Source organism: Pseudomonas sp. 22515, from assembly GCF_052044625.1.
GTDB lineage: Bacteria > Pseudomonadota > Gammaproteobacteria > Pseudomonadales > Pseudomonadaceae > Aquipseudomonas > Aquipseudomonas alloputida.
In genome coordinates, this window is record NZ_JBQENN010000022.1 from 48,992 (window position 1) to 75,868 (window position 26,877).

The following is a 26,877-nucleotide window of genomic DNA, read 5'->3' on the forward strand; positions in this document are numbered from 1 at the left end:
GTTGTGGCTTCTTGGTCGGCTCGCAGGCGGGTCGCTCTGATGGCGATATTGGCCAAAACGCTGCGTTGCTCCCACATGCAGCAGCGTAGGTTGCAACGAAACATTCGGTAATATCATTTTGCTCTATAAATACTTTGAACTTTTTATAAGTCACAGGAAAACAGTGAGTTGCATCGCATTATCATCGGCCGAGATTTTTTTGACGAAATATTGACAAGCTTTTGGCCTACGACTTTAGTCTGAAGTATTCGGGCCCTGTGCGAGCTGGGATCGATGCACGTGCGTTACACCTGTTGCGCACGGTTTACAGGGCCCCTCCCGCAACGGGGGTGCCAGCTTGCCAAGAAGAGGCCAGAGGTTTCAGCACACGAGTGCTGGGCTACTGAGCCCGGTACACCCAACCAGATTCTGCGCACGTCAACACTGACTGGGCGCGGGAAGGACCCTGTTGCCCTGTGTCATCTCCGGACAGATCGAGGGCAACTGCAATGGCCAATTTCAGCAAGTCGGACCTTGAATTCATCCTCAAACAGATCTTCATCGCTGAGGCACACGCCGATGGCGCCAGCCTGATCGACCTGTTGCCCAACAGCCAGGTACCCTTTGGCCTGCGCACGGTGGATGGCAGCTACAACAACCTGGTCACCGGGCAGAGCGAGTTCGGCGCAGCCGACAACTCGTTCCTGCGCCTGCTCGAAGCGTCTTACCGCGCCAACTATGTCGGCACCGGCAATGTCGTCGATTCGCAACCGCGCACCATCAGCAACCTGATCGTCGACCAGACAGCCAACAACCCGGCCGCCGTCGAGGCCAACGGCGGTGCCGCGCCGGTGATGAGCCCTGGTATCGATGGCGTATTCGGCACCGCAGACGACAAGCCTGTGTTCTTCATCCCCAACGTGTCGCCAGACGCCGGGCTGACCGCCGGCTTCAACGCCTGGATGACCTTCTTCGGTCAGTTCTTCGACCACGGCCTGGACCTGGTCAGCAAGAGCAGCACCGACATCGTGTTCATCCCGCTGCGCCCGGACGACCCCCTGTTCGTGGCCGGCAGCCCGACCAACTTCATGGTGCTGTCCCGCGCCGTGCGCACCGCCGGCGCCGATGGCGTGGTGGGTACCGCCGACGATAGCCAGCCCAACACCACCTCGCCCTTTGTCGACCAGAGCCAGACCTACAGCTCGCACCCCTCGCACCAGGTGTTCCTGCGCGAATACACGGTCAACGCGGCAGGTGAGCCGGTGGCTACCGGGCGCCTGATCACCAACCGTGATCTGGGCGCCGATGGCAAGTTCGGCACCGCCGACGATGGCAACGGCGAAAGCGGTGGCATGGCTACCTGGGCGGTGGTCAAGGCCCAGGCCCGCGACTTGCTGGGTATCAACCTGACCGATGCCGACGTGCATAGCGTGCCGCTGCTGGCCACCGATGCCTACGGCAACTTCCTGCGCGGACCCAACGGCATGCCGCAGGTGGTCATGCGCGTGAACAACGGCGCCGATGGCATTGCTGGCACCGCCGATGACGTCACCCAGCTGGTCGAGGGCGACCGCAACGCACCGATCAGCCTGGCCAATGCCGTGAGCACCGGGCATGGCTTCCTTGACGACATCGCCCACAATGCCGCGCCCGTGGTGGTTGGGGGTGTGCTGCAGGCTGACGCCGACACCCTGGTGGGCAACGCACAGCCGGTCGGGCAGGGTGGCAACAACCTGACCTACGACAACGAATTGCTCGACGCGCACTACATCGCCGGTGACGGCCGGGTGAACGAGAACATCGGCCTGACCGCCGTGCACCATGTGTTCCACTCCGAGCACAACCGCCTGGTGCAGCAGACCAAGGATACTCTGCTGGCCGCGGGCGACCTGGCGTTCCTCAATGAGTGGCTGATCGACGACGTCACCGCTATCCCCACCGCGCCTGCCGACATCGCCGCGCTGGTGTGGGATGGCGAGCGGCTGTTCCAGGCTGCCAAGTTCGGCACCGAGATGCAGTACCAGCACCTGGTGTTCGAAGAGTTCGCCCGCACCATCCAGCCGCAGATCGATGAGTTCCTCGCCCCCAACGGCTACGACACCTCGATCAATCCGGCCATCCTCGCCGAGTTCGCCCATGTGGTGTACCGCTTCGGCCACTCGATGCTGACCGAAACCGTCGACCGCTACGACCCGGCGTTCAACCCGGTTTCTGCCGACCCGGCCAACCCCGACCAGCAGTTGGGCCTGATTGCCGCGTTTCTCAACCCGCTGGCGTTCGCCGGTAGTGGCGCCACGGCCGATGAAGCGGCGGGCGCAATCATCCGCGGTGTTACCCGCCAGGTGGGCAACGAGATTGACGAGTTCGTCACCGAAGCCCTGCGCAACAACCTGCTCGGCCTGCCACTTGACCTGCCTGCGCTGAACATCGCCCGCGGTCGTGATACCGGCATCCCCAGCCTGAACGAGGCCCGCCGCGAGTTCTATGCCGCCACCGGCGACAGCCAGCTCAAGCCCTACATCAGCTGGGTCGACTTTGCCGACCACCTCAAGCACCCGGCGTCGCTGATCAACTTCATTGCCGCCTACGGCACCCACAGCAGCATTACCGGGGCCACCACCGAGGCCGCCAAGCGCGCCGCCGCCGTGGCACTGGTACTTGGCGGAGACGGCGCCCCCCTTGACCGCCTCGACTTCCTCAACGGCACCGGTGCCTATGCCAACGTGACGCTGGCCGGCGCGGACGGCATCGCCGGCACGGCCGACGACATTGCCGGGGTGACCGTGACCGGGGTCGACGCCATCGACTTCTGGGTCGGCGGCCTGGCCGAGAAGAAAATGCCGTTTGGCGGCATGCTCGGTTCCAGCTTCAACTTTGTCTTCGAAACCCAGCTGGAAGCGCTGCAGAACGGTGACCGCTTCTACTACCTGTCGCGCACGGCGGGCATGAATTTTGGTACGGAGCTGGAAAACAACTCCTTCGCCAAGCTGATCATGGCCAACTCCGACGTCACCCACCTGTCCAACACCGTGTTCCTCACGCCCACGTTCACCCTGGAAGTGAACCAGGCCAACCAGTTCACCGGGTTGGGTGCCGACGGCAAGGCCGACCCCACTGGCGGCATCGAGATCAACGGGGTTGAAATCGTTCCGTTGGTGATCCGCGATAACCCCGATACTGTCGGGCCAGACGGCAACTTCCTGCATTACACCGGTGAAGACCATGTGGTGCTGGGTGGCACCGCTGGCAACGACATCATCATCTCCAGCGAAGGCGACGACACCCTCTATGGCGATGCCGGTGATGACCTGCTCGAAGGCGGCGCCGGCAACGACGCGGTGCTGGGTGGCGCGGGCGACGACATCATCACCGATTCGTTCGGCGACAACCGCCTGGAAGGCAACGCCGGCAACGACGTGATCGTCGCTGGCAGCATGGGGGTTGCCGGTAACCTGATCCTGGGTGGCGATGGCCAGGACTTCATCATCACCACCGAGGACATCAGCACCACCTTCGGCGGCCAGGGCGACGACTTCATCCTCGGCGCCAAGACCAACCTGCCACCTACCGGTAACGAAGGTGACGACTGGATCGAGAAGGGCACCCAGGACGGCGCACCTGGTGACAACTTCGCACCCTTGCTGGGTGACGAAGTCATTGGCAACGACATCTTCGTCGGGGGCGGCGGCTTTGACGAAATGATCGGTGAGGGCGGCGACGATATCTTCGTCGGCAGCGATGCCCAAGACAAAATGGACGGCATGTCCGGTTTCGACTGGGTCACCAACAAGAATGACCGCGTGGGTGTCACCGTGGACCTCAGCCTGGCCGCCTTGGCTCAGCCCCATGGCAACGCGCCTAACCAGAACGCTGGCGTGTTCAACCCGGTGGGCGCTTCGCCGGCATCGATTCTGGACAGGTTCGCCGAGGTCGAAGGGGTGTCCGGTTCGGCCTACGCCGATGTGCTCAAGGGCGACGACGTCGATGCCGTGACCATTCTCAACCATGGCGGCGCCACCGGCAGTGCGCTGACCAACGTGGCGCTGATACGGGGGCTGCAGCAGTTCCTGGCGGATGCCGGCCTGCCCACCACCGGCTTTGCCACCGGCAACATCATGCTCGGCGGCAATGGCAGTGACCTGATCGAAGGCCGGGGTGGCGATGACCTGATCGATGGCGACAAGTGGCTCAACGTGCGCATCGCCGTGTACGCCCCTGGCGACGTCGACCACACCGGCCCGGAAATCGCCAGCTTCGACAGCATGGCCGACATGATTCCGTTCATGCTTGACCGCACCTACAACCCCGGTCAACTCAAGGCCGTGCGCGAAATCCTGCCCGGGACTTCGACCGGCGGGGCCGCCTTCGACACGGCAATATTCTCTGGGCTACAGAGCGAGTACGTGGTGACCCAGAACACCAAGGGCACCGCCGATGTCGCCGATGACGTCTGGACCGTGACCGACACCGTGGCCGGCCGCGATGGCGTCGATACCCTGTTGCACATCGAGCGCCTGCAGTTTGCCGATAGCCAGCGCGTACTGGTGGAGGGGGTGAACGCACAACCCACCGGCAGCCCGACCCTGCTCGACAGCAACGGCGGTGCGATTACCGTGGGTGACATGCTGACGGTGAGCGTGGCCGCCGTGCGCGACGCCGACAACATCAGTGCAGGCAACCCGACGGGCTCGCTCGCCGACCGTTCGGTGTCTTACTACTGGCAGTTCGAGGCCGACCCGGGCAGCGGTGTGTTCCAGGACATCATCCTGCTACCGGCCGGTGACCTGGCCTTCCAGAGCGCCGATGGCACTTCGTTCAAGGTGTCGCCAGACCTGGCCGGGCTGAGCCTGCGGGTCAAGGCGATCTATCAGGATGCCCATGGCACCACCGAAGTGCTGTACTCGCAGCCTACCACCGTGGTGCAACCTGGCGCGCCCGTGGTGCCGACAGTGGCCACCCCGGTGGTGGATGCCAGTGACGGCGGTGCCGGCCTGCACATGGTGCGCTCCGACCTGAACTTCATCCTCGCGCAAATCAAGATTGCCGAGGCCGATGCCGCCGGGCAGGACATCCTCTCGCTGATCCCCAACGTCCGCGCAGCCATGGGCCTGCGTGCGGTGGATGGCTCGAACAACAACCTGATGAACCTGAACGGCAACAACAACACCCAATACGGTGCCGCCGACAACGTCTTCCCGCGCGTGACCGACCCGGTATTCAACCCGGCCGAAGGTGCGCCAGCCGGTTTCTTCGGCCCAGGTTCCCCGGCGATCCCGGGGTCGTCGTACCAGCAGACCAGCGGGCCGGTGTTCGATTCGCAGCCACGTACCATCAGCAACCTGATTGTCGACCAGACCTCCAACAACCCGGCAGCCTATGCCACCGCGTATGACCCGGGTGCCGATGGCGTGCTCAACTTCGGCGCCGCAGGCAACGACGACGTGCTCAAGGATGGCGTGCGCATCGTCGCCAGCCCAGGTATGGACGGCCAGTTCGGCACCACCGACGACCATGACGTGTACCTGTTCGAGAACACCGCTGCCGATGCCGGGCTGTCTGCGCCGTTCAACGCCTGGATGACCTTCTTCGGGCAGTTTTTCGACCATGGCCTGGACCTGGTCACCAAGGGCGGCTCCGGTACCATCTACATCCCGCTGCAACCGGATGACCCGCTGTACGTGGAGGGTGGCTTCACCAACTTCATGGTGGTAACCCGTGCCACCAACCTGCCTGGGCCGGACGGCATCCTTGGCAACGCCGACGACATCCGCGAACACACCAACACCACCACGCCGTTCGTCGACCAGAACCAGACCTACAGCTCGCATCCCTCGCACCAGGTGTTCCTGCGCGCCTATCTCATGACTGACGACGGCCCGGTCGCCACGGGCCGGTTGATCACCAATCGCGACCTGGGCGCTGATGGGCGGTTCGGCACGGCCGACGACACCGAGATCGGCGGCATGGCCACCTGGAAGGTGGTCAAGGCCCAGGCCCGCGACCTGCTCGGCATCAACCTGACCGATGCCGACGTCGACAACGTGCCGCTGCTGGCCACCGACGCCTACGGCAACTTCATCAAAGGGCCCAACGGTTACCCGATGGTGGTGATGAAAGGCCTGGACGGTATTGCCGGCACCGCTGATGACCAGGAGGTCGAAGGCAACCCGCTGGCGCCGCTCGACCTGACCAACGCCGTGCGTACCGGGCACCAGTTCCTTGCCGACATCGCCCACAATGCCGTGCCGGTGTTCAGTGGCGGCGTGCTGGCGCCGGATGCCGACAACGTTGCCGGCAATGCCGTGCCGGTCAACCCGCAGACCGGTGCCAACCTGGCCTACGACAACGAACTGCTGGACGCGCACTACATCGCCGGTGACGGCCGGGTCAACGAGAACATCGGCCTGACCGCCGTGCATGCGATTTTCCACTCCGAGCACAACCGGCTGGTGGCGCAGACCATGGACACCGTGCTCGACTCGGGTGACCTGGCCTTCCTCAACGAGTGGCTGCTCAACCCCGTCAGCGCCTTGCCAGTCACCCCGGCCGAGATCGATGCCCTGGTGTGGAATGGCGAGCGGCTGTTCCAGGCGGCCAAGTTCGGCACCGAAATGCAGTACCAGCACCTGGTGTTCGAGGAGTTCGCCCGCACCGTGCAACCTCGGGTCGACCTGTTCTTTGCCCCGACCCAGGTGTACGACGTCGACCTCGATGCCTCGATCGTGGCCGAGTTCGCCCACACCGTGTACCGCTTTGGCCACTCGATGCTGACAGAGACTGTCGACCGCTTCGACATCGACTTCAACGTCATCCAGGACCCGGCCAGCGCCAACCCCGACCAGCAACTGGGGCTGATCGCGGCCTTCCTCAACCCACTGGCTTATGCCGCCAGTGGCGTAACCCCCGAGGACGCCACCAGCGCCATCGTGCGCGGGGTCACCCGCCAGGCCGGTAACGAAATCGACGAGTTCGTCACCGAGGCGCTGCGCAACAACCTGCTCGGCCTGCCACTGGACCTGCCAGCGATCAACATCGCCCGTGGCCGCGACGTCGGTATCCCTTCGCTGAACGCTGTGCGCCGTGAAATCTACGGGCAAACCGGCGATACCCAGCTCAAACCGTACAGCAGCTGGGTCGACCTGGTGCAACACCTGAAGCATCCAGAGTCGCTGATCAACTTCATCGCGGCCTACGGCACCCACAGCACCATCACCGCTGCCACCACCCTGCTGGAAAAACGCGCCGCGGCCATGGCCTTGGTGTTCGGCGGCGATGGCGCACCCGCCGACCGCATGGACTTCCTCAACAGCAGCGGCGCCTGGGCCAATGTGACCCTGCCCGGCAAGGACGGTGTACTGGGTACTGCCGATGACCTCAAGGCAGTCACCGTGACCGGTGTCGATGCCATCGACCTGTGGATCGGCGGCCTGGCGGAAGCAAAAGCGCCATTTGGCGGCATGCTCGGCAGCACCTTCAACTTTGTATTCGAGAACCAGATGGAGAAACTGCAGGACGGCGACCGCTTCTACTATTTGGAGCGCACCGCGGGCCTGTCGATGAACGCCGAGCTGGAAAGCAACTCGTTCGCCAAGCTGATCATGGCCAACAGCTCGGCCACCCACCTGCCAGGCCTGGTGTTTTCCGACCCTGGCTTCTACCTGGAACTGGACCAGACCAAGCAGTACAACGAGGGCCTTGGCAGCGCCGACCCGCTGGGCGAAAACGGCGAGCAGGTGGTGTTCCGCGACAGCCCGCTGACGGCTGGCCCGGACACCCACTACATCCGCTATGCCGGTGCCGAGCACATCGTGCTGGGCGGCACCAACGGGGACGATATTCTGGTCTCCAGCGAAGGCGACGACACGGTCTGGGGTGATGCCGGCAACGACCGCATCGAGGGGGGTGACGGCAACGACCAGCTGCGCGGTGGGGCCGGCGACGACATCATCAGCGACATGGGCGGTGACGACAACATCCAGGGCGGCGACGGCAACGATGTGTTGCACGGCGGTAATGGCATCAACCTGATCATCGGCGGTTTCGGCAATGACTTTATCGTCACTGGTGAGGACGCCTCCGAAGCCATCGGCGGTCAGGGCAATGACTTCATCCTCGGCAGCAAGGCCAACGAGCAGGACATGGGCAACGAAGGTGACGACTGGATCGAGAAGGGCACCTCGGACGGCGCGCCTGGCGACAACTTCGACCCGCTCGGCAACGACCCGATCATCGGTAACGACGTATTTGTCGGCGGCAACGAGAACGACAAGTTCAACGGTGAAGGCGGCGACGACATCATGGTCGGCAGCCTGGGGTTCGGCGACCGTTACATTGGTGGCTCGGGCTATGACTGGGCAACCTTCAAGGACTTGGCCCAAGGCGTGTCCATCGACATGAGCGACCGCTTCTTCGATGTGCCGCTGGTACCGGGTTCGGGCGCTTCGACGCTGGTGCGCTTCGACATCATGGAAGGCCTGTCGGGCTCGGCGCATGGCGACTTCCTGCGCGGCGACAGCGAAGACGCCACCTCGCTGCCTACTGCAGGTGCTAACGGCAGCGTGTTGACCAACATCAGCCTGATCGACGGCCTGGCCGGCCTGCTGGCGGCCGGGGCGACCTTCTATGACGGTGGCAACATCATCCTCGGCGGCAGCGGTAGCGACCTGCTCGAAGGCCGGGGTGGCGACGATATCCTCGACGGCGACAAGTGGCTGAACGTGCGCATCAGCGTACGCGCCAACCCTGATGGCACCGGCCCGGAAATCGCCAGCTTCAACAGCATGGAGCCGATGGTGCCGTTCATGCTCAATGGCACCTACAAGCCGGGCCAGCTGGTGATCGTGCGGGAGATCCTCAGCGGCACCGACCACTACGACACGGCGGTGTACTCTGGGGTGTCCACCGACTACAGCGTGGTGGTCGATGGCAACTCGGTGACCGTCACCGACCTGGTGGCCGGACGCGATGGCGTCGACCACCTGACCGGCATTGAGCGCCTGCAGTTCTCTGACAGTTCGCAGGCCTCTGGCGTCGGTACGGCAGTCAACGCCGGCCCCACCGGCCACCTGGCGATTCTCGATGCTACCACCGGCCTGCGCGACGATACGCCAGTCAGTGGCCAGCTGCTGAGGGTAAGCAACCTCGCCGTGCATGACGCGGACAATGTCAGCGCAACCAATGCAACCGGTGCGGTGAACGGCCCCGTGGCCTACTACTGGCAAGTCGAGGCGCTGCCGGGTTCCGGGGTTTATGAAGACATCACGGTTGTGGCCGCTGGTGAAGCGACACGGGTCACCGGTACGACCTACCGCGTCACGGACGACGTCGCCGGCCTGAACATCCGCGTGCGTGCGGTGTACCAGGATGCCAAGGGCACGCTGGAAATCGTCGATTCGACGCCGAACAGCGCGCCGAGCGCCGGGCCGACCGTGACCGGGCTGCTGGTGCAGAATCAGACGCTCACCGCCAACCCGGCCACCATCGTCGATGCCGACGGCCTGAGCAACCCTCAGTTCACCTTCCAGTGGCAGTCCAACCGGGGTGTCGGTTGGGTCAACATCGCCGGCGCCATCAGCAGCACGTTCGTCCTGACGCAGGCGCAAGTGGGGCAGAACATGCGGGTGGTGGTCAGCTACGTGGATGACTTTGGCGTGCAGGAAAGCGTCGCCTCCGACATTCTCGACCCGGTGGCCAACGTCAACGATGCGCCGACCGGTGCGTTGCTGATCAGCGACACCACGCCCGACCAGGGCCAGACGCTGACCGCGCTCACCGGCGCAATTGCCGACATCGACGGCCTGGGGGCCTTCAGCTTCCAGTGGCAGCAAGGTACCGGCGGCACCTTCGCCGATATCGCCGGGGCTACGGCGGCCACCTTCACCCCTGGCTTCGCCCAGGGTAACCAGCAGCTGCGGGTGATCGTGCGCTACACCGACGGCTTCGGCACCCTGGAGTCGCTGACCTCGGCGGCGACCGCTGCAGTCACCGTGCCACCGGGTGTTGTACTGGTTGGTACCAATGGAGCCAACACCCTGACCGGTGGCGCAGGCAATGACGTGATCTCGGGCTTGGGCGGCAACGACACGCTCAACGGCCTGGGCGGCAGCGACCAGCTGTTCGGTGGCATTGGCAACGACATCCTCAATGGCGGTGACGACCCTGACTTCCTCAATGGCGAGGATGGCAACGATACCCTCAACGGCGGGCTTGGCGCAGATGCCATGAATGGCGGTGCCGGCAACGATACCTTCCTGGTCGACAACGCCGGGGATACGGTCACCGAGGCACTCAATGGTGGCACGGACCAGGTGCAGACCAGCCTGGCCAGCTACACCCTTGGTGCCAACGTCGAGAACCTGACCTATACCGGCAGCAGCGCCTTTACCGGTACCGGTAACGCGCTGGCCAACACCCTCACGGGGGGGGCCGGCAACGACCTGCTCAACGGCGGTGCGGGTGCCGACCGCTTGGTGGGTGGCGTGGGCAACGACACCTATGTGGTGGATGATGCCGGGGATGTAGTGGTCGAGGCGACCGGGGCCGGTACGGACCTTGTGCGTACCACGCTGGCCAGCCACACCACGGCGGCCAACGTCGAGAACCTGGCCTATACCGGGGTGGGCAACTTCACCGGCACGGGTAACGGGCTGGCCAACATCATCGACGGTGGGGCAGGTAATGACACGCTCAGCGGCGACGGCGGTAACGATGTGCTCAACGGCAATGCCGGCAACGACACCCTCAACGGCGACGCCGGGAACGACCAGCTGTTCGGCGGCCTGGGTGACGACCAACTGCGCGGTGGAGGGGGGGACGACAGCCTCGATGCCGGTGGCGGCAACGACACGTTGCTGGGGGAGGCCGGTAACGACAACCTGAACGGGGGCGCTGGCGATGACAGCCTGGATGGCGGCAACGGCAATGACACCCTGCAGGGCGGCGATGGTAACGACACATTGTTCGGCGACGTGGGTACCGACACCCTGATCGGGGGGGCCGGCAACGACTTCCTCAACGGTGCGGCAGGTAACGATACGGTGGTGGGTGGGGCCGGTAACGACACCCTGATAGCCACCGATGGCAACGATGTGTTCCAGTTCGCTGCAGGCTTTGGCAACGACTTGATCATCAATTTTGATGCCATTGCGGCGGGTGGCCAGGACCGGCTGGATATCACCGCCCTCAACATTACCGCAGCCACCTTTGGCGCCAGTGTGACCATCGCAGATGTTGGTGCGGACACCTTGGTAAGTATCGGTGCTGCCGACTCCATACGTTTGGTGGGGGTGGCAGATGCAACCACGGTGACCGCCGCAGACTTCATCCTGGTCGGTTGAGGGGCGCTGGGGTTAGCTGTTACGGGTACAACAGGGGGGCTGCGCAGCAGCCCCTTTTTCCGCGCAAAGAGTCGCCGAATGGTTCCCCGGGCCTGTCCAGCGACCACGGCAGTTGCTTCGCGTTATACTTCGCGCCTTTTGCCCGTGCCGGAATCCGCCCATGCGCCAGGTTTTGCTCATCGTCGATGTTCAGTCCACCTTCAGCCCACCCGAGTGGCTGGTCGATGGTTTGCGGCGGTTGTCAGCGAACATTCCCACCATAGCCTCGGTCGAGTTGCACGATGAACAGGTCACGCCGTTCGAGCGCCAGCTCGGTTGGCACCCGGCGGCCGAGGACGAAAGCCTGGTCGAGGCCGACCAGGTGTTCGTCAAGCATGGCTATGGGCAAAGTGCCGAAGCTATCGACTACATCCGGCAATTGGGTGTAGAGCGGGTGCTGGTGTGTGGGTTGCAGACCGAAACCTGCGTGCTGGCCGCCGGCTTTGCCCTGTTCGATGCAGGGCTGATGCCCACGCTGGTGACAGACATGACAATAGGGTCGTCGCTGGACCGTTCGGGCAAGCTGGGTACCGACCTGTGGAAGCACCACTTCCGCCAGGTCACTACCTCGGCCGAGGTGCTGGCTGAACTGGCCGGACGCGCGTAGTGCATGCGCCGGCGGGGTCATCTTCGTTCAGGCAGAGGTGACGCGTTCAGCTGGATCGGCTCCACGCGCCTGGTGCTGTTTGCGCCTGCGGGTAAACAGCAGGCGCAACAGGGTGTTCCAGCAATAGCTCACCAGTACCCCTCCAGCGAGTGCCAGGGCCACCTCGAACAGCGGGTGCCTGAAAACATGCTCCGCCACCGACTCGAACTGGAAATGCGTCAGGTAGATATACAAGGTTGACGAAGCGATCACCGCACCTGCCCGTGCAACCAGGGCGGGTACTGGCACCGAGCGGAACCAGACAAGCGCCAGTATCGCTGGCAGGGCGATGTCGACATAGTGTGTGAGCGCTTGCCAGCCAACACCGGCAACCGCCATCAGGTCCAGCTCGCCAACCACCAGCACGGCCACCGCACTGGCCACCCATTTGCGTGAGGGCGTGTCGGCATGGTGCACGGCCATGCCCAGCACCATCACCGCCAGGAAGTGCTGGGGTACCCGGTTGAGCAGGGCACTGGCGTCGAACACGAACTGGTTGAGGAGCACATCCAGCGCTACCAGTGCACAGGCAGCGATGATCAGCCAGCGAAACGGGTCGGCAACCAGCACCTGGCGCACGCGCTTGATCGACAGCACCAGGCCAATGATCACGATCATCTGCACCAACACTTCGATGTACCAATAGTTGAACAGGCTGACCTCGCTGTCGGGGAACCAGTTGGAAACCAGCAGCAGCGATTGCCAATGCAGCCGGTCGAATACCAGCTGGATCAATGCGGTGTACAACAGTGTTGGCACCACGATGGCTGCCAGTGACCTTAGCAGCGTGCGTGCATCGCCACGCGCTTCGATGGCCTTGAGCTGAAAGCGCGCCAGGGCGATGCCGGAGACCAGGAACAGCACCGAGGTTTCGCCGAGTATCGGCCAGTGGTCGAAATCACCCAGGTGGCCGACCACAATCAGGATGATGGCGAGCATGCGGATGAACACCGGCATTTCCATTACCCGCCATACGCCTTTGGGCGGCGTACTCAGCTCGGCCAGCTGGCACACCGGCAGGGTTTCCCAACGTTCAGGCAGGTGGCCGATGAGTGCTTCGAGCACGCGCGAAGCCTGCACGAACGACAGCGAGTCGCCGCCCAGCTCGACAAAGCTCAACCTGGCGTCCAGGCGCGGTACCTGGAGGATGCGTGCCCAGGCTGTACTCAGCTTTTCGGCCAAGGGTGACAACGGTGGGCTGATACTGTCGTCAAATGCAGCAGGCAGCGCGCGTTTGTCGACTTTGCCGTTGGGGGTGAGCGGCAGGGCATCAAGGAACACGAACAGCGCCGGAACCATATAGTCAGGCAGCTGGCCGCTGAGGGCCTGGCGCAGTTCGTCAACACGGATGGCTTGCTGCGCGACGCAATAGGCCACCAGCCGGGTCGATGCACCCTCGTGGTTGGCCAGGACCACGCATTGCCCTATGTGCGGGTGACGGCAGATGGCGTTCTCGATTTCTGCCAGCTCGATGCGATGCCCCCGGATTTTCACCTGGCTGTCAGCGCGCCCCAGAAAACTGGCGCTGCCATCGGCCAGGTAGGTGCCCAGGTCACCCGTGCGGTAACAGCGGTCGGCCGCGTCAGCGGTGAACGGGTTGGCGATGAATTTGGCTTCGGTCAGCCCCGCGTCGCCCCAGTATCCCCGCGACAGGTAGGGGCTGCGGATCAGGATTTCGCCTGTCTCGCCCTCGCTGACCAGCTGGTTGGCCGGGTTTATCACCAGCAATTGTGCATCGGCAATGCCTTTGCCCAAGGGCACCCGGGCATTGTCCACTTCCGGGTCGAGGGTATGGAAAGCCATGGCCTGTGGGGTTTCGGTGGTGCCGTAGAAGTTCACATTGACGGCATTCGGTGCGATGGCGCGGACCTGCTGATACTGCGTCGGGCTGAGTGCATCGCCCCCCCAGAACAGGTAGCGCAGGTGGTCGAGAACCTGGCCGTTCAGGTGTGCGCCAGTTTCGATCAGCTTGCCCAACGGCGGGGTAAGGTGGATCACGCTCACACCGTACTGGTGAAGCCAGCTCGCCAGCCGTGAGGGGTCGGTCAGGGTCGACTGCGCCGGGCAGGCAATGGTCGCGCCAAGCGACAGTGGCGTGAACACGTCGCGGTATACCGGGTCGTGGCCCAGGCCAGAAAGCAGCGAGAAGGTGTCGGCCTGAGTGAAACCGTGCTGGCGCACATGCCAGTCGATGAAGTGCACCAGCGGTGCGTGGTGGGTAACGATGCCCTTGGGTTCACCGGTGCTGCCCGAGGTGAAGGTGATGTAGGCCGGCTGCTCAGGGCTGACAGCGGGCAGCGCGACAGGTTGGCGAGGGAAGGCCTGCAGCGCTTCAGCGGGGGCTTCAGGCACCGTGACGACTATGGGCTGGCCGACGTCGACGCTTGCCTCGGCACAGCGCAGTATCACTGCAGGCTTCAAGGTGTTGACGATTTGCTCGATACGCGCGGCTGGGTAAGCGGCGTCAGCCACGGTGAAGGCCAGGCCGGCACGCAGGCAGCCGAGCATGGCGTATACCAGGGCGGCGCTGCGGCGGCTGACGATGACCACACGATCGGTGCCGCTGGCGGCGTTTTTAACCAGAAACGCGGCAATACCCGCGCTGATCTGCTCCAGTTGGGAGTAGCTGCAGGTTGCGTGCTGGCCAATGATGGCAATGGCCGCCGGGTAGCGGCTGGCCTGCTGGATGAATGCGTGGTGAATGTGCTGTTCGGCACGGTACTCCAAGCACAGCGTCGGGTTCGGGCGCAGGTCCGGCATGATGATCGAGTGCTCCGCAGGAACGTTGGGCTGGCTGGTAGCACAACGCTAGTGCAGGCTGGCTGATGGCGCCAACATTTGAAGGCTGCCTTGCGATAGCCGGGCAGGTCCAGGACCGCAAGCGTGCCCCCATAAAACCCTGCTAACCATACGGGTTAGCGGTTGTTCCATGGGAGCCGCCTTGCGCTGCGACATGGATTGTCACAGGCCTGGTTTTCAGGCCACATCCACAAGCACGATCTCGCTGTCCTCAATGGCGGTCACCCGCAACACCGCTTCCTGCTCGATCGCCACGCCATCGCGCGCCTTGGCCCGCAACCCGTTGATTTCCACCAGCCCCTTGGCCGGCACCAGGTAACCCCGGCGTGCGGCATCGAAGCGGTACTCGGCGGTTTCACCCGCCCGCAGGGTGGCAGCCACCAGACGGGCATCGGTACGGATCTGCAGGCTGTCCTCGTCACCCGCGCGGCCGCTGGCCAAGGTCACGAAGCCTTCACCGCGCTCGCCTTTGGGGAACGGCCGGCTACCCCACTGCGGTGCTTCACCGGTGCGCTCCGGCACGATCCAGATCTGGAAAATTCGTGTATCGATGTCTTCCAGGTTGTACTCGCTGTGCACAATGCCGGTACCGGCGCTCATGACCTGAACATCACCGGCTTCGGTACGGCCCTTGTTGCCCAGGCTGTCCTGGTGGCTGATCGCGCCTTCACGCACATACGTGATGATTTCCATGTCGCGGTGCGGGTGCGGTGGGAAGCCGCTGCCGGCCGCGATCAGGTCGTCGTTCCAAACCCGCAGGTTACCCCAGTGCATGCGTGCCGGGTCGTAGTACTCGGCAAACGAGAAATGGTGGTGGGCATCGAGCCAGCCATGGTTGGCGTGGCCGAGGCTTTCGAAGGGTCGCAGTTGCAGCATGGTCGTGCTCCTTGAATCAGTGGAATGACGCCATGATGCGCTAAAGAAACATCGAAAATAAGCGTAAATATCGGCTTAAAACAATCTGTTTTATAGATGCTTTTTATGTGACGTTTTATTCGCTTCATCGCCTAATCCACTGATCTGCAAGCATTCGCTGGCGATTTTTCGTCGATGCGGCGAACATGCCTGCTGTTTTGATTTTCAACGGAGTGACCGTGGCCCACGAGCAACCCTTGGCCCCCGCCGACCTTACCCCTCCTGCCCAGTTGCCCTGGTTTCGCCGCCTGGCCGCCCGCTTGCTGGGGCGTGGCCTGACCCGCCTGCAAGCCCAGCACCGCGACTCGTGGTTCCTCGGCCACGCCACAGGCCAGCGCACTGGCCATGCCGATGGTGTGCGTGAGGGGTTCGAGCGTGGTCGCGTGGAGGGCTATGAAGCGGGGCGCCAGGTGCTGGTGATCCGCGATACGCGCCCCGACAGCGCCGCCGTGCCAGGCCAGGATGACAACTTGTTCGACGACTGGCGCCTGCCGTTGACGGCCGAGTTGAAAAAGCGCTTCAAGGCCGATGTCGCCCAGCGCCTGCCCGCCGAAGCCCAGCCCAGCGCCGCGCAATGGAAGCTGATCTTCAGTGACACCCCGTCTACCTGCGTGGTGGCAGGCGCCGGGGCAGGCAAGTCCACGTCGCTGGTGCTGCGTATCCTGCTGCTGCGTCATTACCTGGGTTACGAGCTGGATGCGATGACCGTGGTCACCTTCACCCGCGAGTCGCGCAAGGACTTCATCAAGCGCCTGCTGCAGGTGTTCGCCCTGTGGCAGATCAACCTGCAGCCTGCGCAGGCCCGCGAGCTGGTGCGCACGTTCCATTCGCGCATCCTGCCGCTGGTGCGCAGCCTGCCGGGCTTCGGCCAGGTGCGTGCATTTGAAACACTGGGCCACGAGATGCCTGCCGGGCGTGAGGCCGAGGCCGACAGCAACCCGTTCGACCTGCGCCTGAACGATGCCCAGCGCCAGCAGCTGAACCAGTGCTACAGCAGCTTGCTGGGCGAGAGCCCGCGTTTTGCCGAGCTGGTCGGCCAGTTGCGCAGCGAAGCCTTGCAACTGAAGCCGCTGGACCCGAACAACCCCGATGTGCAGAAGCGCGCACAGGTGACCCAATTGGCCGCCCAGCGCGACGAAGAACTGTGCGACGTGATCGAGGACCTGTGGTTCGCCGCTGGCGTCTGGCCGATCAAGGGCATCGAGCCCTGCCGCGAAACGGTCGACATCCGTGGCAGCCGCTTCCATGTGCATGGCCGCCTGGAAGGCCAGGGGCCTTTGGTGGTGCTGGGCTTCGACCCCGCACAAAGCGCGCAGTACCAGCGCCCCGGCGCCAAGCTGACCGTGCGTGCCGAGTGGGCGGTCAAGCGCACACTGTTGCAGGCGTTCTGCGACAGGCCGCTGATCTGGCTCGACAACTACGCCATGGCCAGGCGCCTGGCGGCATCGTTGGCGGGCGATGCCGTGGCCGGGCCTGGCTTCGAGTACAAGGTCAAGGGCGAACTGGCCCCGGCGCCGCTGCTGGATGCGTTCGTCAGTGCGGCCAATTTCATCGAAAACCTTGGGTTGGAGGTGAACAAAGCGGTGGCGGCGATGAGCTTTCCGTCCGGCGATAGCGATGCACTGTTCTTCGAGGCCCTGGCGCTGTACTGGAAAGCCCTGGAAGCGCACCTGCTGGACCAGTCGCCGCCGGTGATGAGCTACAACCGCATGTTCGCCTTGTTTGGCGAGAACAACCCAGAAAACCTGCACTTGCTGCCCGATCCGTTGCTGCGGCCGCTGGCGCACCTGATGATCGACGAGTTCCAGGACGTGTCGCCGCAGATCGTTAGTTGGTTGCGTGCCAGCCTCGCCGAAATACGGCGCCGCGGCCCGGCCATGCACACCGGGCGCCATGCCCAGCATTCGTCGTTGCTGTGCGTGGGGGACGACTGGCAATCGATCTACGGCTGGCGTGGCAGCTCGCCCAAGTATTTCATGGAGTTCACCAAGGCGTTCCCGTCGCCGGCCAACACGCGGGTGATGCTGGTCGACAACTACCGATGCCAGCAACAGGTGATCGATGCGGCCGAGCACCTGGTCAAGGGCACCCCGGCGATTGCCGGCAAGAAAGCCCGCGCCAGTGGCCCGGCGGCTGAGTTGCCCGGCTCGCCGGTCAAGGTGTTCGACCGTGACGAGGCTGCACTGGGCGAAACGCTTGTCGAGCACTATCAGCGGGGTGAGACGGTCATGATGCTGTACCGCAAGGGCAGTGACCGGGCCTTGATGAACGAGCACCTGCAAAGCGTGTTGCACGCCGACGCGGCGCTTCCGGCCGAGCAGCGCCGGCTGCGCCAGCTGACCTACCACAGTGCCAAGGGTTTGCAGGCCGATGCGGTGTTCATGCTGGGTGACTGCCAGTACCTGACCAGCTCACCCTACAAGAACCAGGTATACCGTCAGGCCGGGTTGGGCAAGGCAGGTGATGCCCAACCGTTCGACTCGGCACAGAAGGAAGAAGTGCAGCGCTTGGCCTACGTGGCGGTGACCCGCGCAGTGCAGCACTGCTATTGGCACGTGGAGACCGCCAGCGGTGACGCCGCAGCGGCCCCACGGGCGTCCAGCCAGGTGGACGGCAAGCAGGCCTTCTTCGAAGACCTGCGCGGGCAGTGAGTGGGGTTCAGCGGCCGATTGTTTGCGTCTGGCGGGTGAGGCTGATCAGCAGACCGGTTTCAACCTGCTGCTGCTCGGCAGTCAGCGCGTCCACGCCCTGGCGATACTGCTGCTCGTTGAGCACGACGCGCCGCAGCCTGCCCTCAGCATCCACCGGGCTTTCGGGCATGACCCTGGCCAAGGCTCGTCGCACAGAGCTGTCCAGTGATGTCACTGGGTCGGCGGTTTCATCCAGGCAGTAATAGAGGTAGTCAAGGCCTGGCCGCCAGAAGTCGGTGATCAGGCTGAACTGTGCCGCATGCTCTCGTTTCAAGTACTCGACCCAGCCAGGCTGCTGGGTCAACCATTGCTCTCGAGCGATGGCATCCTTGTCCAGGGAACGGACCGCAGCTTTCACCATTTCGATGATTGTGTCGTTGATTCTGGCCGTATTGCGGTACAGCATGCCTCGGCTCGGCTCAGGGTAGTCCAGCGCGCTGGCCAACGACTGGCGCAAGGCCAAACGTACCTCGACATCGTCCACCAGCCCCGTTTGAAGTTCGCTGTCTGGAAAGGCTGAGGGGTCGTCCAGCTCATCGTAGGGGGGGAGGTTTTCATCGAAGGCCCCGTCGAGCAGCGCCTGTTTGCGCAAGGACCTTCTCCAGCTGATGCGATCGGCCAGTTGATTGACCTGACTGCGTCGATACAACTTGCCATACAGGCTCAGTAGATCAGCGGGTCGACTACCGGCGACGGCTGCCGCTTCGTGGGCCAGCACTTCTATCTCCAAGGCACTGAACGCGTCGGCACCTGCGTCGCCACAGGTTGGCGGGAAGTCGCCGGCCACGGTGGCGAGGCGTTCACGCAGCGCGGTGTCGCGGGCCGCGTCATCCAACAGCTTCCAGACGCGTGCCCTCAGGGCCTCGCCATCACGCTGCGCTTCTGCCGATTGGGCAAGACGTTCGAGTACGCCCAGCAGCGCTGCGTTTTCACCTTGGTCGAACAGGTCGCTCCACAGTTGCTCCTCGGCACTGCTCGCCTCGCCACGGAAAATGCCTTGCCACAGTGGCACGTCTTCTGCGTGCTCGAATACGTTGACGCCGCTACTGCCCAGGCGTGCTCGTGTCTGGGCTTCCAGGGTGTTGTAGTTGAAAAGCCAGCGGCGCTCCGGCAAGTGCGCGGCGACATCGCGGGCAAACGGGGTACGCAGCACACCAGGCAAGTCCGGCAGGGTACGAATGCGGTTGGACGACAGGTTCAGGTAGCGCAGTTGGTACTGGGGCTGGCTCATCAGGACGGTCAGGCTGTCGGGCCACTGCTGCAGTTCGCAACGCTCAAGCTCCAGGTGGACAAGACGGGCCATGAAGCGCAGGTCGGGCGCCAGTTGCAGTGGGTTGCCTGACAGGTGCAGTACAGTGGGGTGGATCATGTCCTGGAACTGGGCGGCAAGGCTTTCGTCAAGTGTGATCTGATTGTGGCCCAGGCCGAGGACATCCAGGGGCAAGCGCGTCAGGAAGCCTAAACTGTTGGTGTCAAGTTGCAGCCGGTTGCGGCTGAGCCAGAGTAGCCGCAGGCCGGGCATTGCCCCGATGACCTGTTGGGCGGTGGGTGAAAGGGTGGTCAAGCCATTGTCTGTCAGGCCCAGCTCGCGTAGCCGTGGTGCCGACCTGAGCGCCTCGAACAATGTTTCGGCATCGATGTCCGGGTTGCCGACGATTTCCAGGGTTTCCAGGTTAGGGAAGTTCGTCAGGAAGCTGCCCTCCAGGCGCCGCATCTGCAGCCCCTCGAGCCTGAGATTGCGGATATGCGGCATGCGTGCAGTGAAAGCGGGTAGCGCTTCGAGCTGCATGCGGTCCAGTACCAGTGTTTTGGCGTGCGCGCCGCCTTCACGGCGGGAAGCACTCATCAATCGCTCGGTGCATTGCTGGCGATCAAAGCGCTCTTCAAGGGTGCGGGCGGTGCTTACCCAGCGGTTGAGATCCCGGTTGAGGGTACGCTGCTCGACCTCCAGCCGGTTGATGGCGCTACCCAGGTCACCTCCTCGAGCCAGTTCGGCTTGTAGCCCACTGATTTGCTCGCTGTTGAGTTCGGGGTAGAGCGCCCGGAGTCGACGTGCAGCCGGCAAGGCTCGTCCTTGCAGGCCACGGCCGCTCAGAGGATAGCCCAGCTGGCCGTTGGCCAACCGCAAAGGGGAGCGGAACCTGGGGTTGATGGGTTGCTGGCCGATCAGTGAGGCGCAGTGCTGGCGATCGTCAAGGGCAAGTTGCAGCAACCGGGCCGGGTCAGCCTGCGGGTGCGCGGCTTGCAGCGCCTGTTTGATGCGTAGACTGTCGTCGTTGGCCAGGCTAGGCCTGAACAGGCCGAGGAGGGCGCGGTCAAGCCGCGCTCGAGCTTGCAGAAGGCGCGCTTCCTCGGCAATGCGAAGCGGCACCCGGCCGTTGGTCAGGCGTTCCCGTTCGGCGTTGCTGATGTTGCCAAGCAATGCTTCAAGCGCGCTGTCCGGCAGCCCAGGAAACTGCCGGGCGAGGGTTTGTGCGGTTGCTGGGCGTGTGGGACGGTGCCTTTGTTGCAGGCTCTCGAACAGCGCTTCGCGGTGCTGTTCCAGGTGTTGCGCGAGCTTGTTGTTCAGTGCGGACGATCGGTGCTCGGTTGGTGTGTCACCGAGCAAATGCCCAATGGCTTCTTCATCCATCTGATCCAGCACGGTCTGGCTCAATTGGCCATTGTCCAGGTCGGTACGGGTAATTTCGATTTCTGTCTGGCCCAGCGTGTGAGGGGGGCCGTAGCGCACAGATTCGCCCCAGGGTTCTGGCCCTTGGTAAACCTTGAGCACGTTCCCCTCGGGCCACCCCGGCAGGCGCAGCAACTCAGGCAAGGCAAAGTTCTTGTACGCAGCCAGCGGCAACCCATGGCGTACGCAGTTGATGATTTGCTGTGTCTGATTGTCCAGTTGCAACCGCTGCAGCGTGTCGATCAACAAAGCGGGTGGACGCAGGCCCGTTGCCTGGGTGCGGCGCAGCACGTCTGGATCGGTACCGGTACTGCGCATGGCATGGTCCAGTTCGCTGTCGTCCAGGCCTGCACTATGGCTGCCGAGGCGGCGCGCGAGCTGTTCGCGGTCCCATTCCAGAGGCTGTTCATGGGCCAGTTGCCAGCGGGCGTTACCCTGATGCAGCAAGCGTGGGGCATAGGCCTGCGCGTCATCGGGGTGGCGCACGCGCCATTGCTGATCAGTGCCCTGAAACACCTCGTACAGGGTCCCATCCAGCTTCAGGTAGGTCTTCCCATCGACGTGTACATGGCCGAGCAAATCGGGTTGAGCCCCCTCAGGAATAACCGCCGTGCTCGCATAGGGTTTCATGTCGGGGTGCCAGAGCACCTCCTTGTCTTCATGCCATACACTTTTCAGTGCATCGACAAAGCCAGACGCCTGGACGATCCTGGTGCCCACTGCAAAGCCGGCAATCACGCCCGCGTTGATGGCCAGCGATTCCAACTGCGCCAGTGCCTGCCGGGTATCACCTTCTTCCCAGGCCTCGAACCCGGTGAAAACAGAGCTCATCAGGTCGTAAGCAAAAACGCCTAGCATGACCGTGTTCAAACCCGGCACGAAGAACGCGGCGACATTCAGCACGTTCATCCCCAGGTCGAACCAGTATTTCAGACGCTCATTGCGGGCGTTGGCGTCGACTTCGGCGGTAGGCACAGCAATGGTTTTTGCGTCGGCCTTCATGCGCGCAAGGTGTGCGTTGTACAAGGACGTCCAAGGGTCGGTCCTGATGGGCGAGAGCGTAAAAGGGATCACTGGCATGATGCGGGGTTTGCGTATGCCCGCTTCATCCTCTTCGAACAGCGCGATTTCCAGCTTTACGGCGAGTTCTTTTTGCCTGTCCTTGTAGGCTAAATGCACCAAAGCGCGGCGAAACTCGCTTTGCAATAGCCGGCTGCGCAGGTGCTTGCCCGCTTCCTGACGAGAAGCGAACTCCCTTACCGGGTGCTCGCTGTCGCCAGGGATATACACAATGCAGGGGTTCTTGCGGTAAGGGTTGTCTGGCCCGATGAACAGTATTTCGTGGACGGGGGTATCGAACAGGTTGAAGTGCCAGCAATGCAACGCCTCGTTTTCATAGGTGGGGTGAGGCTTGCCGTCGCACAGTTGCCCAAGCGCATCGAGCCCGGCCTCGCTCAGCAGGCCTTTGAGCTTGGCGATCAATGCCTGGACCCTCAAGGCCTCACGGTTCGCTGCAATCGACAGGCGCTGGATTTCAGCGCGATTGGCGCCTTCATGGGTCGCAAGCAAATGGTCTTGATAGCGTTTGCCAAGGTCCAATGCCCGACAATGTCTGACGAAGTCCGCCATCGTCAGGCCTGCCAGGGGCGTGTCGCTGCCAGCGGCGTCGGTGAGCCTGCTGTAGGGACCGACTTCGTCCAGCCCCTCGAAGTTGTGCAGGGCAGCCTCCAGCAAACTGCGTGTTTGCGGCTGGCCGACGGGGCGGGTGGCCAGCACGTCCGCTTCCACGTCCGGGACCAAAGGCGTTTCCACATCGGGAACGCCAACCCAGATGTTGGCCTCTGACTCAAAGGGCTGGAACACATACTGCGCCCTGTCTACGGGTACATTCAGCTTCAACCGCTCAGTCAACAGAGGGCCGCAGAACGCGATGATGTCCTTGAACTCGCCTAGCGCCTGCTTGACCTGCGCCAGCCGTTTGTTACGGGTTTGCAACGCGTTGTGCAACTGCTCACGCATTGGCCCATCGGCAGTGGCATACCACGAGTAAGGGGTGCCATCTTCATCGAGGTACTCCTTGTACAGGCTCTGCACCACTTTGCGCGTATGCGTGGGTTGGAGCGCCTTGCTCCATTTCGGTAACGATCGGGTTATCTGGTTCTGATGCAACGGTGTCGGGGTTGTCATGGTCACCATCTCTTTTGTGGGGGGAGACAGTCCACGCTGATCAAGGCGCCGGGGTGCGGTAGATAGTTGTTGGCAGCAGTCGGTCCTGCGTATGCGCGGGTCGGTGGGGGGCTGGCAGCGAGGGAGCATCTGCGAGAGGGTGAGGCAGGCCATGGTGCAGGCTTCAGCCAAGGAGAATCGCAATGCGTTCGCTGTGCAGTCCGAAAGACCACCTGCTAGACCTCGATGGCGTTGAAATAGCGGTTCGCACCTGGGGGGCAGAAGACGGTATTCCCATATTGGCCTTGCATGGCTGGCTGGATAACGCTGCCTCGTTCGAGCGCCTGGCACCGATGCTGGACGGCTGCTTCGTGGTGGCCCCCGACCTGATCGGCCATGGCCGTTCTGGGCATCGTCGCCACGACAGCGGCTATTACCTGTGGGAGCATGCCGAAGACATGTTGGCGGTGACCGACAGCCTGGGCCTGGCGCAATTTCATGTGCTGGCCCATGGGATGGGCACCGGTATAGCGTCGCTGCTGGCGGCCATGACCAGTGGCATTGCCAGCATGACCTTCCTCGACGGCATGGGGGCACCGTTCACGGTGGCCGAGGATGACCGCGTGCAGCACCTGGCGCGGGCTTACCGGCTCAAGCGCATGGTACAGCGTAGCCAGTTGCCGGGTTTTGCCGAGCCGGATGTTGGTCGCTTCGACGACCTGGACACCGCCCTGGCACAACGCCGCGAGCGGCTGGACACCGAACTGTCGGAAGGTGCCGCTCGGCTGCTGGCGCTGCGCGACCTGCTGCAGCTGGACGATGGCTATTGCTGGCGCCACGACCCGCGGCTGGTATTGCCCGAACCCATGCCCCTGACCGAGCGCGAAGCCTGCGACCTGCTCAGTCAGATCCGCTGCCCGTTGTACCTGCTGTTCGGCCGCCAGGGGGCCTTCACCGGCGAGGCCTTTACCCGGCGTCAGGCCGCCTTGCCCAGCCAGGCGAAAGTCTCCTGGCACCCAGGCGGGCACCACTTCCACCTTGATGCGCCGGACCGGGCGCTGGTCGACCAGTTGCTGCGTATCCTGACGCGCCATGAAGGGGGCGTTCTGCAACGCTTGGTGAACGAGTAGCTGATTCTGGTCACGCCGCGTGAACCTGCGCTATGGTGGCGAACGTATTCGCAAACACGCCACAGGGAGCCCGGCATGCGGCCTTTCACCATCAAGCACATCGACCACCTTGTGTTGCGGGTCAGCGACCTGCCGCGCAGTGTTGCCTTTTACACTGAGCTGCTCGGCTGCACCGTCAGCCGCGTGCGCGAAGACTTGGGCATGGTGCACCTGGCCACGGGCACGGCGATGATCGACCTGGTGACCCTGGATGGCCCGCTGGGGCAGCCAGGCGGAGCTGCCCCGGGCGTGGAAGGGCGCAACCTGCACCATTTCTGCCTGCGCATCGAGCCGTTCGACGAGGCCGCGTTGACGGCCTATCTGGAAGCCGCCGGGGTAAAGGTGGAGCCTGCCGAGAAGCGGTATGGTGCCGAAGGCGAGGGGCTTTCGCTGTACTGCTACGACCCGGATGGTAATCAGGTCGAGTTGAAGGGGCCGGTAGTGCCTGGCGGGTGAAACCACACCCACCAAAATCGTCAGCCAACCCGCTATCGCCCAGCACCCCGGTGCGGCGTGTCGTCCAGGCCGCCCTCTCGTGCAGGGCCCGGCGGGTGGATATCCAGCCAATCCCGATTATGCTTCATGAACCTTGCTGCGATCCGAGGCGGCCCGCCTCGTCGTGCTTCGCGCAAACAAAGCAAGCTCAAGGGCCTGGGTGCGACGGTGAAGTAGTTGTGAGGTGCTCCGGCCTGCATGACAACATGACGGAGGCAACCCATGGCGGTTCTCGACAGCGCATCCACGGGCAGCAGCGCGCCCCAACGCGGCATCACCAGGGAGGAGCGCAAGGTCATCTTCGCCTCGTCCCTGGGCACGGTGTTCGAATGGTACGACTTCTACCTGTACGGCTCCCTGGCGGCAATCATCGCCAAGCACTTCTTTGCCGGGGTCAATGAAACCACTTCGTTCATCTTCGCCTTGCTGGCCTTTGCCGCCGGCTTTGCCGTCCGACCGTTCGGCGCCATCGTGTTCGGTCGCCTGGGCGACATGATCGGGCGCAAGTACACCTTTCTCATCACCATTGTCATCATGGGCCTGTCCACCGCAGTGGTGGGCCTGCTACCGGGCTACGCCACGATCGGCGTGGCCGCGCCGATCATCCTGATCTCCCTGCGCTTGCTGCAGGGGCTGGCGCTGGGCGGTGAGTACGGCGGCGCGGCCACCTACGTGGCCGAGCATGCGCCCAAGGGCCGACGCGGCTTTTTCACTGCCTGGATCCAGACGACTGCCACCCTGGGGCTGTTCCTGTCGCTGCTGGTGATCATGGCCTGTCGCACGGCCATGGGGACGGAAGCGTTCGAGGCCTGGGGCTGGCGGATACCGTTCCTGCTGTCGATTCTGCTGCTGGCGATTTCGGTGTACATCCGCCTGCAGCTGAACGAGTCGCCAGTGTTCATGAAGATGAAGGCCGAGGGCAAGGCATCCAAGGCGCCCCTGACCGAATCGTTCGCCCGCTGGGACAACCTCAAGGTGGTGATCATGTCGCTGCTCGGCGGCACCGCCGGCCAGGCCGTGGTGTGGTACACCGGGCAGTTCTACGCGTTGTTCTTCCTGTTGCAGACGCTCAAGATCGAGCCGCAGACCGCCAACCTGCTGATTGCCGGTTCACTGTTGATCGGCACACCATTCTTCATTTTCTTTGGCAGCCTGTCCGACCGGATTGGCCGCAAGAAGATCATCATGGCCGGCTGCATCATCGCTGCACTGACCTACTTCCCGATCTTCAAGGCGCTGACCGAGTACGGCAACCCGGATGTATTCGTTGCCCAGGAGCAGAACCCGGTGGTGGTAGTGGCCGACCCGGGCCAATGTGCATTCCAGTTCGACCCGGTGGGCAAGGCCAAATTCACCAGCTCCTGCGACATTGCCAAGAGCCTGCTGGCCAAGCGCGCCATCCCGTATACCAATGAAGCGGCGGAGCCCGGCAGCGTGGCACAGATCCGCATTGGCGAACGGGTATTGCCGAGCTTTGATGGCAGCAGCCTGGCGGCGGCCGACTTCAAGGTGCAAAGCGAAGCGTTTACCGCAACCCTGAGTGGTGCATTGAAAGAGGCGGGCTACCCGGAAAAGGCCGACCCGGCGAAGATTCACTACCCGATGGTGCTGTTGCTGCTGACCATTCTGGTGATCTACGTGACCATGGTCTACGGGCCGATTGCCGCTTGGCTGGTGGAGCTGTTCCCGGCGCGCATCCGCTACACCTCGATGTCGCTGCCTTACCACATCGGGAATGGCTGGTTCGGCGGCTTCCTGCCGACCGTGGCGTTTGCCATGGTGGCAGCGACCGGGGATATCTATTACGGCTTGTGGTACCCGATCGTGATTGCCGTGATGACGGCGGTGTTGGGGATCTTCTTCCTGCCGGAGACCAAGGATCGGGATATCACTCACACCTGAAGGTCGAGTTTGCCTGTGCTGGCCCCTTCGCTGCAGGAGCGGGTTCACCCGCGAAATGATCAGCACAGGC

General features: G+C 63.3%; 9 protein-coding genes. 6 read left to right on the top strand and 3 right to left on the bottom strand.

The features are described from left to right. Window positions 1-488 precede the first annotated feature (488 nt). Complete coding sequence (locus ACTJJN_RS19800; RefSeq protein ID WP_440781544.1) at window positions 489-11,315, top strand: peroxidase family protein; 10,827 nt, start codon at window positions 489-491, stop codon at window positions 11,313-11,315. A 160-nt stretch (window positions 11,316-11,475) separates the two neighbouring features. Continuing rightward, entirely contained in the window at window positions 11,476-11,961 is a 486-nt protein-coding gene (locus ACTJJN_RS19805) for an isochorismatase family protein (RefSeq protein ID WP_003250798.1), read from the top strand. A gap of 27 nt (window positions 11,962-11,988) precedes the next feature. On the opposite strand, the gene ACTJJN_RS19810 is transcribed toward ACTJJN_RS19805, so the two are convergent. Beyond that, complete coding sequence (locus tag ACTJJN_RS19810; protein ID WP_014753513.1) at window positions 11,989-14,760, bottom strand: amino acid adenylation domain-containing protein; 2,772 nt, start codon at window positions 14,758-14,760, stop codon at window positions 11,989-11,991. Window positions 14,761-14,976: 216 nt separating this feature from the next. After that, a complete protein-coding gene (locus tag ACTJJN_RS19815; protein WP_014753512.1) occupies window positions 14,977-15,675 on the bottom strand; it encodes a pirin family protein in 699 nt (232 codons plus the stop codon). Window positions 15,676-15,860: 185 nt separating this feature from the next. Between ACTJJN_RS19815 and ACTJJN_RS19820 the strand changes: the two genes are divergently transcribed. Further along, on the top strand, window positions 15,861-18,365 hold the full coding sequence (locus ACTJJN_RS19820) for a UvrD-helicase domain-containing protein (RefSeq protein ID WP_017147714.1): 2,505 nt from the start codon (window positions 15,861-15,863) through the stop codon (window positions 18,363-18,365). A gap of 7 nt (window positions 18,366-18,372) precedes the next feature. Here the strand turns inward: ACTJJN_RS19820 and ACTJJN_RS19825 are convergent, their stop codons facing one another. Next, complete coding sequence (locus tag ACTJJN_RS19825; protein WP_440781545.1) at window positions 18,373-23,262, bottom strand: NEL-type E3 ubiquitin ligase domain-containing protein; 4,890 nt, start codon at window positions 23,260-23,262, stop codon at window positions 18,373-18,375. Between the two features lie 182 nt (window positions 23,263-23,444). On the opposite strand from ACTJJN_RS19825, the gene ACTJJN_RS19830 reads away from it, so the two are divergent. From ACTJJN_RS19830 to ACTJJN_RS19840, 3 genes are all read left to right on the top strand, one after another. Further along, entirely contained in the window at window positions 23,445-24,371 is a 927-nt protein-coding gene (locus tag ACTJJN_RS19830; RefSeq protein WP_003250808.1) for an alpha/beta fold hydrolase, read from the top strand. 75 nt (window positions 24,372-24,446) lie between these two features. Continuing rightward, window positions 24,447-24,866, top strand: coding sequence for a VOC family protein (locus ACTJJN_RS19835; RefSeq protein ID WP_003250810.1), 420 nt, complete (start codon window positions 24,447-24,449; stop codon window positions 24,864-24,866). A gap of 261 nt (window positions 24,867-25,127) precedes the next feature. Next, window positions 25,128-26,807, top strand: a complete 1,680-nt coding sequence (locus ACTJJN_RS19840; RefSeq protein WP_014753508.1) for an MFS transporter — start codon at window positions 25,128-25,130, stop codon at window positions 26,805-26,807. Window positions 26,808-26,877: the final 70 nt, after the last annotated feature.

Bases quoted from the DNA above. Each gene is read 5' to 3' on its own strand.
- ACTJJN_RS19800 (WP_440781544.1), top strand. From the start codon at position 489: ATGGCCAATTTCAGCAAGTCGGACCTTGAATTCATCCTCAAACAGATC.
- ACTJJN_RS19805 (WP_003250798.1), top strand. From the start codon at position 11,476: ATGCGCCAGGTTTTGCTCATCGTCGATGTTCAGTCCACCTTCAGCCCA.
- ACTJJN_RS19810 (WP_014753513.1), bottom strand. From the start codon at position 14,760: ATGCCGGACCTGCGCCCGAACCCGACGCTGTGCTTGGAGTACCGTGCC.
- ACTJJN_RS19815 (WP_014753512.1), bottom strand. From the start codon at position 15,675: ATGCTGCAACTGCGACCCTTCGAAAGCCTCGGCCACGCCAACCATGGC.
- ACTJJN_RS19820 (WP_017147714.1), top strand. From the start codon at position 15,861: ATGCCTGCTGTTTTGATTTTCAACGGAGTGACCGTGGCCCACGAGCAA.
- ACTJJN_RS19825 (WP_440781545.1), bottom strand. From the start codon at position 23,262: ATGACAACCCCGACACCGTTGCATCAGAACCAGATAACCCGATCGTTA.
- ACTJJN_RS19830 (WP_003250808.1), top strand. From the start codon at position 23,445: ATGCGTTCGCTGTGCAGTCCGAAAGACCACCTGCTAGACCTCGATGGC.
- ACTJJN_RS19835 (WP_003250810.1), top strand. From the start codon at position 24,447: ATGCGGCCTTTCACCATCAAGCACATCGACCACCTTGTGTTGCGGGTC.
- ACTJJN_RS19840 (WP_014753508.1), top strand. From the start codon at position 25,128: ATGGCGGTTCTCGACAGCGCATCCACGGGCAGCAGCGCGCCCCAACGC.